General features: G+C 64.6%; 13 protein-coding genes. 9 read left to right on the top strand and 4 right to left on the bottom strand.

What is annotated here, in order from left to right:
- The first annotated feature begins 38 nt into the window (after nt 1–38).
- The 7 genes from AC3DE2_RS18475 to AC3DE2_RS18445 all read left to right on the top strand — a co-directional run bounded on the left by AC3DE2_RS18475 (nt 39) and on the right by AC3DE2_RS18445 (nt 5,633).
- Complete coding sequence (locus AC3DE2_RS18475) at nt 39–1,088, top strand: NAD(P)-dependent alcohol dehydrogenase (RefSeq protein ID WP_295374652.1); 1,050 nt, start codon at nt 39–41, stop codon at nt 1,086–1,088.
- 26 nt (nt 1,089–1,114) lie between these two features.
- Nucleotides 1,115–2,194, top strand: coding sequence for an alpha/beta hydrolase (locus tag AC3DE2_RS18470; RefSeq protein WP_488427344.1), 1,080 nt, complete (start codon nt 1,115–1,117; stop codon nt 2,192–2,194).
- Nucleotides 2,191–3,402 (top strand): MFS transporter, encoded by a 1,212-nt coding sequence (locus AC3DE2_RS18465; protein WP_488427343.1) that lies wholly within the window; start codon nt 2,191–2,193, stop codon nt 3,400–3,402. Before AC3DE2_RS18470 ends, AC3DE2_RS18465 begins: the two co-directional genes overlap by 4 nt.
- A 27-nt stretch (nt 3,403–3,429) precedes the next feature.
- Nucleotides 3,430–3,696, top strand: coding sequence for a hypothetical protein (locus tag AC3DE2_RS18460; protein ID WP_488427342.1), 267 nt, complete (start codon nt 3,430–3,432; stop codon nt 3,694–3,696).
- Between the two features lie 8 nt (nt 3,697–3,704).
- On the top strand, nt 3,705–3,950 hold the full coding sequence (locus tag AC3DE2_RS18455; protein WP_488427341.1) for a cyclophilin-like fold protein: 246 nt from the start codon (nt 3,705–3,707) through the stop codon (nt 3,948–3,950).
- A 150-nt stretch (nt 3,951–4,100) separates the two neighbouring features.
- Nucleotides 4,101–4,517 carry a (R)-mandelonitrile lyase gene (locus AC3DE2_RS18450; RefSeq protein ID WP_488427396.1) on the top strand — a complete coding sequence of 139 codons (417 nt, stop codon included), beginning with the start codon at nt 4,101–4,103 and terminating at the stop codon, nt 4,515–4,517.
- A gap of 837 nt (nt 4,518–5,354) precedes the next feature.
- Nucleotides 5,355–5,633, top strand: a complete 279-nt coding sequence (locus AC3DE2_RS18445) for a hypothetical protein (protein ID WP_488427340.1) — start codon at nt 5,355–5,357, stop codon at nt 5,631–5,633.
- A gap of 346 nt (nt 5,634–5,979) precedes the next feature.
- Here AC3DE2_RS18445 and AC3DE2_RS18440 read toward each other — a convergent pair whose 3' ends face one another.
- The 4 genes from AC3DE2_RS18440 to AC3DE2_RS18425 all read right to left on the bottom strand — a co-directional run bounded on the left by AC3DE2_RS18440 (nt 5,980) and on the right by AC3DE2_RS18425 (nt 11,261).
- A complete protein-coding gene (locus AC3DE2_RS18440; protein WP_488427339.1) occupies nt 5,980–6,882 on the bottom strand; it encodes a LysR family transcriptional regulator in 903 nt (300 codons plus the stop codon).
- Between the two features lie 60 nt (nt 6,883–6,942).
- On the bottom strand, nt 6,943–8,679 hold the full coding sequence (locus tag AC3DE2_RS18435) for a gamma-glutamyltransferase family protein (RefSeq protein ID WP_488427338.1): 1,737 nt from the start codon (nt 8,677–8,679) through the stop codon (nt 6,943–6,945).
- 343 nt (nt 8,680–9,022) lie between these two features.
- Nucleotides 9,023–9,943 (bottom strand): D-alanyl-D-alanine carboxypeptidase family protein, encoded by a 921-nt coding sequence (locus AC3DE2_RS18430; RefSeq protein WP_488427337.1) that lies wholly within the window; start codon nt 9,941–9,943, stop codon nt 9,023–9,025.
- A gap of 52 nt (nt 9,944–9,995) precedes the next feature.
- On the bottom strand, nt 9,996–11,261 hold the full coding sequence (locus AC3DE2_RS18425) for a peptidoglycan DD-metalloendopeptidase family protein (RefSeq protein WP_488427336.1): 1,266 nt from the start codon (nt 11,259–11,261) through the stop codon (nt 9,996–9,998).
- A 709-nt stretch (nt 11,262–11,970) separates the two neighbouring features.
- Here AC3DE2_RS18425 and AC3DE2_RS18420 point away from each other — a divergent pair.
- Both AC3DE2_RS18420 and ggt read left to right on the top strand, forming a co-directional pair.
- Nucleotides 11,971–14,772 (top strand): TonB-dependent receptor plug domain-containing protein, encoded by a 2,802-nt coding sequence (locus AC3DE2_RS18420; protein WP_488427335.1) that lies wholly within the window; start codon nt 11,971–11,973, stop codon nt 14,770–14,772.
- A 129-nt stretch (nt 14,773–14,901) separates the two neighbouring features.
- Entirely contained in the window at nt 14,902–16,641 is a 1,740-nt protein-coding gene (gene ggt, locus AC3DE2_RS18415) for a gamma-glutamyltransferase (RefSeq protein WP_488427334.1), read from the top strand.
- Nucleotides 16,642–16,669: the final 28 nt, after the last annotated feature.

The following is a 16,669-nucleotide window of genomic DNA, read 5'->3' as shown; positions in this document are numbered from 1 at the left end:
GAATTTCCGGACCCTGCTTCCTGGCCCGGAGAAACCCCATGTCTGTCAAAGCGTACGGCGCCTACGCCGGCGACAAGCCCTTGGAGCCGATGGAGATCACCCGTCGTGCGCCCGGTCCGCACGACGTGCAGATCGAGATCGCCTTCTGCGGCATCTGCCACTCCGACCTGCACCAGGTCCGCGCCGAATGGGCGGGTACCCGGTTTCCGTGCGTACCTGGCCACGAGATCGTCGGATGGGTCTCGGCCGTGGGCGCGCATGTCACTGGCTTCCAGCCCGGCGACCTGGTCGGCGTCGGCTGCATCGTCGACAGCTGCAAGCACTGCGAGGACTGCGCCAGCGGCCTGGAGAACTACTGCGATGGCATGGTCGGGACCTATAACTTCCCGACGCCGGACGCCCCCGGCTGGACGCTCGGTGGCTACTCCCAGCAGATCGTCGTCCACGAGCGTTACGTGCTGCGCGTGCGCCACGCGGAAGAACAACTGGCGGCGGTCGCGCCGCTGTTGTGCGCCGGCATCACCACCTGGTCGCCGCTGCGGCACTGGAATGCCGGTCCCGGCAAGAAGGTCGGCGTGGTCGGCATCGGCGGCCTCGGGCACATGGGCATCAAGCTCGCCCATGCGATGGGCGCGCACGTCGTGGCCTTCACGACCTCCGAGTCCAAGCGCGAAGCCGCCATGGCCCTCGGCGCGGATGAAGTCGTGGTTTCGCGCAACGCAGGCGAGATGACCGCGCACGCGAAGAGCTTCGACCTGATCGTCAATACGGTGGCCGCGCCGCACGACCTGGATGCCTTCCTCGTCCTGCTCAAGCGCGACGGCGCGATGGTGCTGGTCGGCGCGCCTGCCACGCCGCATCCGTCTCCGGGCGTGTTCAACCTCATCACCAAGCGTCGCACGCTGGCCGGCTCGATGATCGGCGGCATCCCGGAAACCCAGAAGATGCTCGATTTCTGTGCCGAGCACGGAATCGTGGCCGACATCGAACTGGTCCGGGCCAACGAAATCAATACCGCCTACGAGCGAATGCTCAAGAGCGACGTCAAGTATCGCTTCGTGATCGACAACGCCACGCTTGCCGCTTGATTGCGGCACAACTCGAAGGAACCGCCATGAACAAGCACAAAGTCGGACGCCGCGGCCTGATCAAACTGGCCAGCCTGGCTGTCTTGGTCGGCGCGTCGCCGGCCTTTGCCCAATCCAATCCGTCCGTAACCGGAGCAAGCACCATGCAGTTGACTCAGGAGTGGGACAAGGTCTTCCCCAGGAGCAACAAGGTCGACCACCGGAAGGTGACGTTCAAGAACCGCTATGGCATCACCTTGGCGGCTGACTTGTACGTGCCAAAGAATGCCGATGGAAAGCTGGCCGCGATCGCCGTGGGTGGCCCCTTCGGCGCGGTGAAGGAGCAATCATCCGGCCTGTATGCGCAAACGATGGCCGAACGCGGTTTCGTCACTTTAGCGTTCGATCCGTCGTATACCGGCGAAAGCGGCGGCGAACCGCGCAACGTCGCCTCGCCGGACATCAACACCGAGGATTTCAGCGCTGCCGTCGATTTCCTGGGCCTGCAGCCCAATGTTGATCGTGAGCGCATCGGCATCATCGGCATATGCGGCTGGGGCGGCATGGCGTTGAACGCCGCCGCCGTGGACAAGCGCGTCAAGGCCATCGTGACCAGCACCATGTACGACATGACCCGAGTCATGTCCAGAGGCTACAACGACAGCGTGACCCTCGAGCAGCGTACGCAGAGCCTGGAGCAACTGAGCCGGCAGCGTTGGCAGGACGCGGCGAATGGAATGCCCGCGTACGGCCCGCCTATGAACGAACTGAAGGGCGGCGAAGCGCAGTTCCTGGTGGATTACCACGACTACTACAAGACGCCGCGCGGATTCCACCCGCGCTCGGTCAACTCGAACGGATCGTGGACGCTGACCAACCCGCTGTCGTTCATGAACATGCCGCTGCTGACCTACATCAAGGAAATCTCGCCACGCCCGATCCTGTTCATCCATGGCGAGAAGGCCCACTCGCGCTACTTCAGCGAAGCCGCCTACGCGGCCGCAGCGCAACCGAAGGAGCTGATGATCATTCCCGGCGCCAATCACACGGATCTGTACGACCGGGTGGACGTGATTCCGTTCGACAGGATGACGGCCTTCTTCCAGCAGAACCTGGCCGCGAAATGACTGCGCCGGTGGATATCCGTGTAGGTGCTGGCCAATACGAGGCTGCGACGACGCCCGCCCGCTGGGGCGGCGTTTTCGCGATGTCGCTGTGCGTCTTCGCGCTGATCGCGTCGGAGTTCATGCCGGTCAGCCTGCTGACGCCGATCGCCGCCGACTTGCGCGTCAGCGAAGGCCTGGCAGGGTATGGCATCGCCATTTCCGGTGCGTTCGCGGTATTCACCAGCCTGTCCATCTCCACGCTGGCCGGCAGCATGAACCGCAAGGCGCTGCTGCTGGTGCTGACGGGATTGATGGCGCTGTCCGGCGCCGTGGTGGCGCTGGCGCCGAACTACTTCGTCTACATGGTCGGGCGTGCCCTGATCGGCGTGGTCATCGGTGGTTTCTGGTCCATGTCGGCTGCGACCGCGATGCGACTGGTGCCGGCGGCGCAAGTGCCGCGTGCCCTGGCGATCTTCAACGGCGGCAATGCGCTGGCCACAGTGGTCGCCGCGCCTTTGGGGAGTTATCTCGGATCGGTCATCGGCTGGCGCGGCGCCTTCTTCTGCCTGATCCCGGTGGCGGCCATCGCCCTGATCTGGCAGTGGGTCAGCCTGCCGAGCATGACCGTCGACCGCACCGGTAATTCCGGCAACGTGTTCCGCCTGTTCAAGCGCCGATCCGTCGCGCTGGGCATGGCCGCCTGTGGCGCGTTCTTCATGGGGCAATTCGCGTTGTTCACCTATGTGCGGCCTTTCCTGGAAACGGTGACGCGGGTGGACGTGTCCACGCTCTCGCTCATCCTGCTGGGCATTGGTGTGACAGGTTTCGTCGGCACCTTGGTCATCGGCAGTTTCCTTGGGAGAGGCCTGTATCGCACCCTGATCGTCATTCCTGTCCTGATGGCAGTGATCGCGCTGGCGTTGATCCCCTTGGGCGCGTGGGTGTTACCTGCTGCGATCCTCTTCGCGTTGTGGGGACTTTTGGCCACCGCGGCGCCCGTGGGCTGGTGGAGCTGGATCGCTGAAGCGCTGCCGGCCGATGCCGAAGCTGGCGGCGGGTTGATGGTGGCAGTGATCCAGTTGGCTATTGCCCTGGGCTCCACCGCGGGCGGGGTGCTGTTCGACCACAGCGGCTACCGAAGCACCTTCGTGGCAAGCACGATAGTGCTGTTGTTCGGCGCCTTTTTAACCGTGCTGACCGCGCGCGCGCAAACGCCGCGCGCGGTCTGAGCGCGATGCCGAGCTACGAGGTGCATCATGACCTACAACCACCTTTGTTCACGCTTCGACCTGCCATCTAGGCATCGACTCATGCTTGGGTTAAGCATGACGTTCGGGCTGTTGGCGTTGACCGGGTGTAAGGCCAGCCTGCCTGCGGTGCCCGCAACTGCTGCCCAGGATGCTGGCAGAGCATCCACCAATACGGAGGAAATCCGAATGTGGATGACCGTCGGCGAACGTCGCTTCGCCATTAATTTGGCCGACAATGAAACCGCCCGCGCGTCGCGGCTCATTCGCCGTTGACGCTGGACATGGCCGAACTCAACGGCAACGAAAAGCATGCCGACCTGTCAGAGCCGCTGCCCACCCATTCGAGTCGACCAGGAACCATCCGCAACGGCGATCTGATGCTTTACGGATCGAATACGGTGGTCATCTTCTACGAGACCTTTCGTTCCCCTTACGCCTACACGCGCCTGGGGTGGGTGGAGGAGCCGGATGACCTGAGTCGAGTATTGGGCCGCCATGATGTTCGAGTGGTTTTTTCAGAGCAGTAGATGCGGGTTGTCAGCCCGGGATTGGCCCGGCGAGGAGAAATGACCATGCCTATCCCGAAGCAGCGCTGGCTGCGCTCAACGTTTTCCACTCTCTTGATCAGCGCAGAGATTATTCCGCTCTCGCTTGCATCAACCAAAGGAGCCGGCACCATGCACATTGATCGAAACGGTTCTCTGCCATCCAGCAAGGGTCATCCGGAATACTTCACCGGAAATGTCAGGATCGACATGCAATTCCAGCGGGGAGAACCATCGCGCGTTGCCGGAGCCACGGTGACCTTCGAACCGGGCGCGCGCACCGCCTGGCATATCCATCCGCTGGGACAGACCCTGATCGTCACATCCGGGAAAGGGTGGACGCAGTGCGAAGATGGCCCCGTCGTCGAGATCAATGCCGGGGACATCATCTGGTGCCCACCCGGCCATCGTCATTGGCACGGCGCGACGCCCACAACCGCCATGACACATATAACCATCCAGGAGGCGCTAGACGGAAAGGTGGTCACATGGATGGAACACGTGAGCGATGAGCAATACCGCGCGAGATCCTCAACGCCTCTCGAATAGGTCGGGTTCGAATGGTCGCTTCTGGCCGAAAGCCGCCCTCAGATCTGTTTGTCCTGCATCGACCGGCTGGCCCTGGCGGATCGGTCTTGGTGATCAACCCTACTGGCGCGCGGGAGTCGGCGAGAACCGAGATATACAGGCTGGGAGGCGGGTGCTGTTGCCGTCGAGTTCGCAGAGCACCCACGAGCGACACTGGCGTGCTTGGCCGCAGGTGGCTTTGCCCTCAAAATGTCCGAGGTTGTCCAATGAAGTCCGATTCACACCGACCCAAAAGTGAGTCAAAAAGTGAGTCGGATTTCAAGTGATTTCAAGACAATTCTCGCCAGAACAAGTAGATGCGTTATCTATTCGTGTGCTGGTGGGCCGCCAGATAGACACCAGTGTTCCCGTCAGTTTTTCTTGGAACCATAAGTTGGCCGTTCGCCGTACGGAGAACGAGCGCCAACCCTTCAGACAGTCGGTTACTGACCCAGGAAAAAGGGGAACGGGTCAGCCCTGGCGAAGGTTGCTTTTGTCTATCCAATGAGTCGTACGGCTGGCGCGAAGTTGGACCTGGATTGGGCTCCATCACACGCTCGAATACCTCCCAGGTTTCATGTGGCAGGAGTCCGGGCTAGGGAGTCGGGACTTCTTTAGGATCGATCGAGCGAGCAACATGGATTGGCATGGTTGCAAGCTGGGGCACAAGCCTATCAACTGCCGCGCAGTCATGTTTCGTCAAGGGTAAGCTAGCGTGCGAATAGCAGCGATTGCCCCGCCGGTTCGACCTCCCCGCCTCGCCTATGCTTCCATTCCCGGTACTTGTGGGAAGATGAGCAAGAAGGCGGTAGTTTTACCATGCGCCTCTTGTTGAAGAATTTCTTGCGCCTTGCGCCTAGCACCGTCGCGGGAGGTGCCAATGGACATTTCCATGCCGATGGCAGTGCGATTCGAACGGTCGAGGGCTGGATGAATGGTGCGGCGGACTGGCTTGGGGGAAATGCAGGTGTCAATCAAGTTCTGGTCGAAGCAGCTGTCTCTTCTTGTTTTTATCGGGATGATCGCCTACCTGCCGGCGCGCATTTCTGGCGAGCTATTTTCCATTGTCGCCAGGCATTATGGACCACCGGAAAGTGACGTGGCGTTTTCCATGGTGGGTACGTTGTTTGGGTTCTGCGTAATCTCTCTGCTTCTGATAGGGGTAATTGCCATTCCGGGAGAGCTGTCCGGCTTGATTAGGTCGTACAGGCAAGCGGACTCGAATGTTGCGGAGGCCCGGTCGATATCGCGCAAGGTCCTTCTTGTCGCGGTGTCCGTGCTTGCCTGGGGGGCGTTTCTTACGCTTGTGGTATCGGTGTTCTACTTCCGACGTGGATGATGGTTGGCCAGGTCAGTCCGACAGGGTTTGGCCGACGCATCCGCAAGACAGCCACCCGGCATGGCGCACGCTACCGGATAGCGGCACGCCCGCCACGGCCTGCGGTCATGCGGTGCCGCCGCCGCGGATTTCGCCGAGGACCTTGGAAAACATCGAGATGAACTGGGTCGCCGCCTTGGACGGTGGCCGGTCCTCCAGGTACACGCATTGCACGTTGAAGCGCAGCGGGGGCGCGAACGGGCGGAAGTCCATCGTGTCGTCGACGCTGGCGCGCGCGGTGAATTCATCCACCACCGCCATGCCCGCGCCGCAGCGGGTCAGCGCGGCGGCCACGTAGAACGTCTGGTTGGAAACCACTTCGCGCACGCTGATGCTCTGGCGCTGGATTTCGCGATTGAACAGTTCGCCGACCGGGCCGCCCATGGTCAGGCCCACCATGTCCTGGCCATCGAGCTGCTTGAGCGAAACGCGCTCGGCGACGTGCGGCATGCTGTCCTTGCGGAACAACAGGGTCAGTTCCGCGCTATCGAGGTCGCGCCGGCGGACGCGGGGATGCGAAGGCGGGTCGTAGGCGATGGCGATGTCGCAGGTGCGTTCGTACAACGATTCGAACAGGGCATCGTGGTGCAGCGTCTGCACCTCGAAGGTCGCGTCGGGGTATTGCTTGCGGAAACGCGCGATGGCCAGTGGCGCGGCGTGCAAGCCCAGGGAAGGCACGACCGCCAGCCGGATGTGGCTGGCGGTGAGGCTGCGCAGGTTGCCGACGGTCTTCTGCAGTGACGTCAGGCGGTTGAACACTTCCGAGACTTCGATGAACAACGCGTGCGCTTCGTCGGTGGCGATCAATCGCCCGCGCACCAGCCGGAACAGCTCCAGCCCAAGCTGCTGCTGGGTATGGTGCAGCACCTTGCTCACCGATGGCTGCGAGACGTGCAGTGACCGCGCCGCCGCGCTGATCGAGCCGGTGGTGTAGACGGCGTGGAAGACTTCGATCTGTCGAAAACGCATGCTTTTTCCGAAGAAGGACTGGATGCCAGTATCGCCGTCGCGTCCGGCGATGTCCCGTGCCTAGAGTCCTGCCGCGACGCCTTCGCGGCGCGGATCGGCGGCGCCGGCCAGCTTGCCGTCGCGCCATTCCACGCCATGCAGGCCCGAATCCTCGCCCGACCCGGCGACGATGTCGACGCCCAGCTTCGACAACGCCTCGCGCAGGCCGGGTGCAAAGGCATCGGCTTCGCCGTTGAAGTTCTTCCCGCGCGCGACGAGGTTTGGCAACGCGACCGCCTGTTGCAACGGCATTTTCCAGTACAGCCAGCCGACCAGGGTCTTGGCCACGTAGGCGGGAATGGCGTTGCCGCCGGGTGAACCGAGCGCACCGACCAGGCGGCCCTCTTGGTCGAGCACGATCACCGGCGACATCGACGAACGCGGGCGCTTGCCCGGCGCGATCGCGTTGGCCGCGCCGGCGGCCTCGCCCCATGAAAAGTCGGTCAACTGGTTGTTCAGGAACATGCCGCCGACCGTGCGCCCCGAACCGAAGAATGATTCGATGGTCGTGGTCATCGAGACCGCGTTGCCCGCCGCATCCACCACCACCAGGTGGCTGGTGCCGGCGGGCTCGTCGGTGGCGTCGCCACCACGCCAGGGCGCGCCACCGGGTTCACCATGCAGGGGCGGCCTGGCGGCGGCATGCGCGCCGATCAGTGCCCGCCGCGCGGAGATGTAATCCGGCGCGAGCAAACCGTCGACGGGCACGTCGACGAAGCGTGGGTCGCCGACGTAACGGTCGCGGTCGGCATAGGCGAGTCGGCTGGCTTCGGCGAACAGCAGCCACGCGCGCGGATCGTCCGGGCCGCGGTCGGCGATGTCGGTGCCGTCGAGGATCATCATCAGCTGCAGCAAGCCCACTCCGCTGGCCGGTGGCGGTGGCACGCAGACCGTGTAGACGCGCAATGGGCGGCAGATCGGGGCAGTGTGTTCGGCGACCTGCTGCTGCAGGTCTTCCGCGGTGACGCGGGCCCCGTTCGGCGCCTCGGCCAGGCGCGCGATGAGCGCGTCAGCGAGCGGACCGGTGCGCAGAGCCTCGGCGCCACGCGCGGCCACCACGCGAAGGCTTTCCGCATAGGCGGGATTGCGGAAGGTGTCCCCGGGCTGCAACTGCGTGCCGTCTTCGCGCGCGAACATCGCCTTCACGTCTGGCGCCGACGCTTGCGGGAACGTGCCGGCGATGTGCCGGTGCATGCGCGGCGTCACCGCGAAACCCTGTTCGGCGCGTCGCTCGGCCGCACCGAACAGGCCCGACCATGCCAGCCTGCCGTGCGCCGCGTGGGCCATGGCCAGCGCCGGCAAGGTACCGGGCACGCCGGTCGCGTGGCCGCTGAGCATCGCGTCGCCGCGCGACAACGGACGGCCTTCGGCATCGTTGAACATCCCGGGTCCGGCGGAGGCCGGCGCGCGCTCGCGGCCGATGTAGCTGTCGACGCGCCCGGAGGTGGCGTCGTAATGCAACAGGATCGCCCCGCCCGTCAGGCCGGAGCTCTGCGGTTCGACCAGGCCCAGCATCGCCTGTACCGCAACCGCGGCATCGATCGCGCTGCCACCGCGCCGCAGCACGTCCAGCCCGGCTTCCGTGGCCAGCGGATGCGCGCTGGCAACGAAACCGGTGGTGGCCGGGGCTGGCGGGACCGCGGACGCCGACGGCACGACGGGGGGGCGTGCGCCACCGGCACAGGCGGCGAGGGTGGAGAGCGCGACCGCAACGAGCAATCCGTGCAGTGCGCGGGGGAGGTTGGAAGTGAAGGCCATGAACGCGGGTCCCCGGGGGAACGGATATGCGCGTCGGCGGGTGACGCGCATGCGACAGGGTATCTCCGTCGTCGCGCGCGCACCCGACCTTTTGATGAGGTCCAGGATAGCCCGGGGTTATGGCATGAATCTTCCGCCGACGCGCCCCGCGATTGCAGGACGCGTGCAGTGTTCTCCAGCGGATTCATGGGGCGAGGTGCTTTCCACCACCCGTCCCGGGCCCGTCATCGACAATGATGCGGGACAGCGACCGCCGGCCACGGGAGGTGCGCGGCGGGCGCGGCCTGCCCCAAGCCGTCGTTTGTGAACCGGAGTGCCCGTCCCATGATGGGCCTGGGCGGGTTCAGTGAGCTTGTACCGGAACGACCTGCTTCCATGCCCAACGGAAAAGGTCCTTGCTGTCCGTGAAGCGGGATTGGTCCGAGGAGGAGCCCAGGGTGACGACGATGAGGCGCCTGCCCGCATGGGTCCCGCTGGCCACCAGGCAGTTCTCGGCCAACTTCGTACTGCCGGTCTTGATGCCGTCGTAGCCGTCGATTTCCAGGAGACGATTGGTGTTCGCCCAGGCCAGCCGACGCAGGCTGCCGTCCGGTAGATGGACCCTGATGGCCTTGTCCGTGGTGGCCACCACTTCGCGGAACAAAGGGTGCTTGCGGGCGGCCACCGCCAGGGTGACGAGGTCGCGGGCGGTGGTGGTTCGATCCTCCGGGGTGCCCCCGTCCCCGTAGGGGCTGCGGTAGTGCGTACCGTTCATGCCAAGCCGCCTGGCCGTGCGATTCATCTCCGCGATGAAATTCACGCGCGTTGCGTTGGCCTCCGTCTTGGCGTTTTCCGGAGTCTCGTCGCCGGGCGCCCCAAGACGCGCATTGAAATGCTCGGCAAAGGCGTTGCCCATGTCGTTGCCCGACGGCAGCATCAGGGCATACAGACCGTCGCGGATCCCGATTTTCTCGCCTTGCCTGAGTCCGGCAATGGAGCCGGTGGTGGATGCGGCCAGCGGTGAAACCTCTATCTGTTCGTCGAGCACCGCGGCATCCCGGGCCAGTTCCAGGACCACGTAGGCGGCCATCATCTTGGTGGTGCTCGCCGCCTTGCGTGGTTCATCGGGCAGGTGCGCCCAAAGCAGTTTGCCGCTGTCCGCATCGGCGATGGCCCAGGAACGGGCGGTGACCACCGGCGGTGCCTCCGGATTTCCCGCCGCGTAGGCGATATTCGCGACGGCCAGCAGGCCGGTGACCAAGGTGACGAAAACGTGTCGGATCATGTGATTCAGGCTCGTGGGAAACGGGGAAATGGACGGGAATTCGAGCGAGTGCTTATTGCGATCCTGCCGTCTGCCACCCCCGTATCCATCCGATCTGGCCACTGAACTGGAACTTGTACCAGCCGTTGCGGGTGCCGGTGACGGTGATTCCACTTCCCAGGCCAAGGGTGCCGATGATGGTGGATAGATCGCGCATGTCCTCGCCGCCGACCACCTGGTTCGCATAGACGGATATGCTGCCCCTTATGACCCTGACGCGGAAGTTGTCCGTCAGGATGGCGGGTACTCCGACCCAGCCATACTTGTTCCCGTAGTAGCCGTTCGAGCACCCGCCCACGTCACTCGCGTTGTCCGACGCGTCGGTGCTCCGGTTGCTCGTGCCGTTGCACCACCACTGCACCTTGTACCATTCGCTACCTGAGAAATCGAATCCCGTCAGCAACGTGCCCGCGGGCACCACGCCGATCTCGGGATGCGCGGCACTCGGGCCTTTTCTGATGCTGATGACGCTCGCGCTGGTGACACCGAAGATATTGGATCGGGAAGGGACGGTGGAGGAATGCGTGATCCAGCCCAGGCTGTTGTCAGGCAGCATCACCTTGTACGCACCAGCCTGGCTGTCGATGACATCCAGATCGGTCCCGTAGGCAACGGAGCCTGTGATCGTGGACAGGGCGCTCGAGGAGTAGATGCTGGCGCCCAGGGGTTCCGACACGACCACATCGAACGTTCTGGCCGCTTCCCCCGCCAGGGGCGCCAGTCCCGAGAACACGCCGGGAATGAACTTGCCGTTCTTGATCCAGTCGCCCCGGCTGATCGCGGGAATCGACATGAGCTCGCTGGTGGTGCTTCCGTCCGGTGTCCGCCTGATCGAGAAGTGCACGTGGGGACCGCCGAGATCCGCGTTTCCGACCCGTCCCACGTAGCCGATCACCGTGCCGCCGCCGGCGGTGGCGTCGACGACGTCGTTGACCTGGACGACCGGCTGCTCGATGAAATGGGTATAGCTCGTCGTATACGTGTATCCAGTCCCGGGATGGCTGATGGTGACACTCCATCCGCCGTTGTTGGTATAGGCGACCTTGGTGACGGTGCCGGACCGGGCCGGTCGAACGGGCGTGTAATGCGGTGCGGACAAGTCGGCGGTGCCGTTATGGGGCTGGCCGCTTTGATAGGTATCGCTTGTCGCGACCCATCCATCGATCGGCCACAGGAATTGCTCTCCGGCACCCGGGTCGGCGGGGACGTGCTGGGAAAAGCATACTGCCGGCCAGGACATCGCCGTCAGTGCAAGTGCGAGAACGACGCGATTCTTCATGGTGTTTCTCCAGTTGTCTGCGCGGGTATCGGGTCGTGCGGTATTCAGATGCTTGCTGGATTTCCTGGCGGTTCTGATCGAGATTGCTTTGCGGGACCGGCTCCGCCGGACCGGTCGATTTCGATATCGGATCGTGCGCGCTGCAAATGAGGCCAACGCAAAGGTCTGGGATGGCTGGGGAGAGGCAGGCATACGCGGCAAACTTTCGTGGCCGCGGCGGGAAGAATTTCATCTTCCATCCTGTGTACGCGCTCCGCCATTGAAAAAATGGACGTCGGGCATAGCATCAGGCTATGTCATCGTGCCTGGGGCCACGCGTGCGCTTCCCCGCCCGGATCGTTGCTGCGGACACGGCATCCTTCACGCCCATCCGGCTGCAGCGCACGATGGGCTGTCGCCTGCGATGAGCGTCGCATGGGGAAGTGGATGCTCGCGTTCGCCGGCGGCACGACGGGAAATGGCCCCCGCAACTCCAGTACAGGAAAACGCGCGGCTGACAAGCTGCGCGGAATCATCGTCCAGGCGCGCTCGTCGATCAGTCCGACCATAGCATAAGGCTATGGCCTGGCAATGCATTTGTACTGGTGGCAATGGGAATAACGTCTTAGCGTTCGGCCATGGGAGCAGAAGCTCCAACGAGGCTCGGCGGTGACGCGAAATACAGCCGACCGATTCCAAATACATTCAAAAACGGTCGGGGGTGGTCGTGATGCGCGGATTGAAGGGTTCAAGGAAACATCTCGGCAACACCCAACCGCGTCGCGCCCGGCTGGCCCGGTGTTGCCTGATCGCGATGGCGGTGATGTCCGCGGAGGCGGCCGCGCAAACCGCACCGGAACAGCCGGTTGGCGATGCGGCGAAGGAAAAGGCCACGGAACTCGACAGCGTGCAGGTGACCGCGTCCCGCGTCGCGCGCGAAGGCTTCTCGGCGCCTACGCCGACCACCGTGCTCGACCGCGAAGCACTTGACGTGGCCGGCAATGCCAACATCGCCGATACCATCAACGAGCTGCCTGCGGTGCGGCCGTCGATGACCCACACCAGTACCACCAACAATAGCGAGTTCACCGGTGGCAATTTCATGGACTTGCGTGGTCTTGGCTTCCGTCGCGCGCTTGTGCTGGTCGACGGCAAGCGCTTCACGCCGACCAGTGCGCAGGGCGCGGTCGACATGAACATGATTCCGCAGGGCCTGATTTCCAAGGTCGAAGTGGTGACGGGCGGCGCATCCGCGGCCTGGGGTTCCGATGCCATCGCCGGCGTCGCCAACATGGTCTTCAACCACGACTTCATCGGCCTGAAGGGCACCGTCCAGGCGGGCACGACAACCTACGGCGACCGCAACACCCGCGGGCTGTCGTTGACCTGGGGCAACGAGTTCGCCGATTCGCGCGGCCATTTCATCATTTCGGCCGACATGGACAAGAACGACGGCATCCGCTGGATGCGCGAACGCAAGTGGGGCGGCTGGAACAAGATCGCCAATCCGGCCTACACCGCGACCAATGACGAGCCCCGCCAGTTGCTGGTCTACGGTGGTCGTTCCTCGGCAATGGCTTACGGGGGGCTGATCAACAGCGGGCCGCTGGCGGGCACCGCCTTCGATGCCAATGGCAATCCGTACCGGTTCACCTACGGCGACCTGCGGACGTCTTCCACCATGCGCGGCGGCGACGGCAGTGCCGACATCGAGAACCTGCCGCTGCAGGCGCCGGTCGATCGCTATACGGCCTATTCGCGCGCCTCGTTCGATTTCACCGACAACCTCACCGGCTATCTGGAAGCGTCATGGGGCAAGTCCAGCGGCGTCAGTCCGTCGCTGACCCGCACGGATTCGGGCCTGACCATCCGCCGCGAGAATCCGTTCATCCCGGATGCCATCGCCGAGCAGATGGACGACCTGGGATTGGCCTCGATCCGCGTCGGCCGCTACAACCGCGACTACGGCACTTCGATCGTCGATCGCAGCACCGAAACCAAGCGCGTGGTCGCCGGGCTGGAAGGCGCGTTCGGTGACAGCTGGACCTGGGATGGCTATTACACGGCCGGCAAGACCGCCATCGAGCGCAATACCCGCGACCACCGCATCACGGCCCGGCTCGCGCCCGCTGTCGACGCCATTGCCGATCCGGTGACCGGGCAACCAATCTGTCGCAGTGCCGCGGCGCGCGCGGAGGGCTGCCATCCGATCAACCTGTTCGGCGAACACCAGATGTCGCAGGAATCCCTCGACTACCTGCTGGGCACGGCGTGGACCCGGGTCAAGCTGCGCCAGCAGGCGGCGGCGTTCAGCCTGCGCGGCGAGCCGTGGACGCTGCCGGCGGGCCCGGTATCGGTCGCCACGGGTGCCGAGTGGCGTCGCGAGACACTGGATCAGGATACCGACCCGATGTCGCAGATGCAGGCGTTCGCCACCGGCAACGCACTGCCGTATTCGGGCTCGGAATCCGTCAAGGAGGCATTCGGCGAAGTCGTCGTGCCGTTGCTCTCCGGCCACGCCATGGCGAAGAACGTCGAACTCAACCTGGCCGCGCGCATCACCGACTACGGCCTGTCGGGAACGGTGAACACCTGGAAGGCGGGCCTGACCTGGGCGTTCAACGACGTGTTCCTGCTGCGCGCGGCCAAGTCGCGCGACATCCGCGCGCCTTCGCTCAGCGATATCTATTCGCGGGGCTCCACCTCGCTGCTCAGCGTGTTCGACCCCCAGCTCAACATCCAGTACCAGGTGAGCAACGTGTCCTCCGGCAACAAGGACCTGGTGCCCGAAGAAGGAGACACGCTGACGGTTGGCATGGTCATCACGCCTAGCGAGGCCTTCGGCTTCTCGCTGGACTACTACGACGTGAAGCTGGACAAGGCGCTGATCACCCTGGCGGCCGCGGAAACCGTCGAGCGCTGTTACTCGACCCAGCCGCAGTTGTGCGGGCTCCTGGATCGCGACCCGACCACGGGGCGCATTACCGCGGTCCATGTCACCCCGCAGAACCTGGAGCAGTTGCACCTGAGCGGCGCCGATTTCGAGGCCACCTGGCGCATCCCCCTGCCCAAGTCGCGCCTGACCCTGCGCAGCCTGATCTCGTACATCGACACGCTGACCATGGATGACGGCATGACGTTGACCCAGATGGCCGGCCAGACCACCCAGCCGACCGTGAGCGGTATCGGTGGCCAGCCACACTGGCGCGGCAGTGTTTCGGCCAGCTATTCCCGTGGCCCGCTCCACTTGAATGCGAGCGCACGCTATGTGGGCGGTGGCGTGATCGACCATACCTACACCCACAAGGATCTGAACATCCTCGAACATTCGGGCCGCACCTATCTCGATCTGGGTGCAAGTTACGACTTCATCCGCGACCGTGAAGGCCGCCGGCTCACCGCGTTCGTCACCATCAAGAATGCGGCCAACAAGGATCCGCCGATCAACGGCGTGGGCGGTTACGCGACCACGCGCGCCTTGTACGACGTGATCGGTCGGCAGTACCTCGCCGGAATCCGCTTCGGATTCTGACCCGGGGGCGAAGGAGGGGCCGGGCGCCCCTCCTTTCCGCTGATTGCAGCGGGAGCTTCTGCGGACGGATGCGCCGAAGGGCGCGTGCATGCGGAAGGCCAATAGATGCGACTGTGCGGGGAGAAAAACGTGGGATCCATCAAGCGCCTTGAAGCGGCCTTGCACCGGTACGCAGTGCTGCTGGCATTCGCGCTGCTCCCCTCGGCGGCGGCCACGGCGCAGACCGTGCAGTTGCTCAATTACGAAGAGATCCACAAGCCGGTGGTCTCCGAAGGCGGCATGGTGGTCAGCCAGAGCGGCTACGCCAGCGATGTCGGCGCGCAAGTGTTGCGTGACGGCGGCAACGCGGTCGACGCGGCGGTGGCGATGGGCTTCACCATGGCGGTGACCTTGCCGCGCGCCGGCAACATCGGCGGCGACGGCTACCTGTTGATCCGCCTGGCCGATGGCCGTGCCGCGGCGGTCGACTTCCGCTCGATGGCGCCGGCACTGGCGAAGCTGGATTTATATGTAGACCAGACGGGCAAGCTGCAAGGGCACAACGCCGGTATCCGTGCCGCGGGCGTTCCGGGCACCGTTGCCGGCCTCGCGCTGGCGCACCGGAAGTACGGACGGTTGCCATGGAAACGACTGCTGGCGCCGGCGATCCGGTTGGCGGACGAAGGCATGGTGCTGACGCCTGACGAAGCCTTCGCCCTGGACTGGGGCAGGCGGCGTCTGGCGCGCAGTGATGCCGGAGCGAAGGTGTTTCTGCATGGGGACGGTTCCGCGCTGCGCGCCGGCGAGCGGCTGGTGCAATCGGACCTGGCGTGGTCGCTGCGGCAGATAGCCGAACACGGCGCGGATGCGTTTTACCGCGGCGAGATCGCCAATCGAATCGACGCAGGCATGCGCGCGAACGGCGGTCTGCTGCGCAAGGAGGATCTTGCCGCCTATCGCGCGATCGAACGCGAGCCATTGCGGTCCAGCTACCGTGGCCATGAGCTGCTGACCATGCCGCCATCCAGCGGCGGCGGGCCCGGCGTGGCGATGACCCTGAACATCCTGGAGAACTTCGACCTGGCATCGATGGGCGCGGGTTCGGCCGATGCCCTGCACCTGATCGCCGAGGCCAGCAAGCGCACATGGCGCGACCGGCAGGCTTATGTGCGCGATCCGGCGACCGGACGGGTACCGCTGGAAGGTATCGTGTCCAAGGCCTATGGTGCGTCACGAGCGAAGGAAATCCGCATGGATCGCGCGACGCCGGCCAGGCAGGTGCGCGCCGGCGACCTCTGGGGCCAGGAAAGCCATGAGACCACGCAGTTCTCGGCGGCGGACCGCGAAGGCAACGTGGTCAGCGCGACCTATACGATCGGTGCGGACTTCGGTTCCGGAATGATGATGGAAGGCACCGGTTTCCTGCTCGGCAACCTGATCGGCAATTTTTCGCTGCAGGCGCAGCTGGACGCCGTCCGCGCGGGAAGCAAGCCACCGGCGAACGCACTGCGCGCCGGCGCCCGCCCGGTGTCGAGCATGTCGCCGACGATCCTGCTGCGCGACGGCAAGCCATGGCTGGTCACCGGCAGTCCGGGCGGCAACACCATCCCGGGCACGGTCGTGCAGATGATCGTGGACGTGGTGGATTTCGGCATGAACATCGCCGAAGCCACCAGTTTCCCGCGCATCCACCAGACCATGGGCGCGGACGGCGAACTCCAGATCGAACGCGGCTTCAGCCCGGACACCTTGCGCATCCTGCGCGGGCGCGGCCACGCCATCAAACAGGGCCAGACCATCGGCAGCACGCAGACCTTGCTGCTGACGGGGAATCACGTCGAAGGCGCGGCCGATCCGCGCCGGCCCGGTGCGGCGGCCGCGGTCCAGTGACGGGCCCCGGGGTTGCCGGGCATGCCGG

Source organism: Pseudoxanthomonas sp. 68-E7 (assembly GCF_057773145.1).
This window is presented reverse-complemented; position numbering and strand designations above follow the sequence as displayed.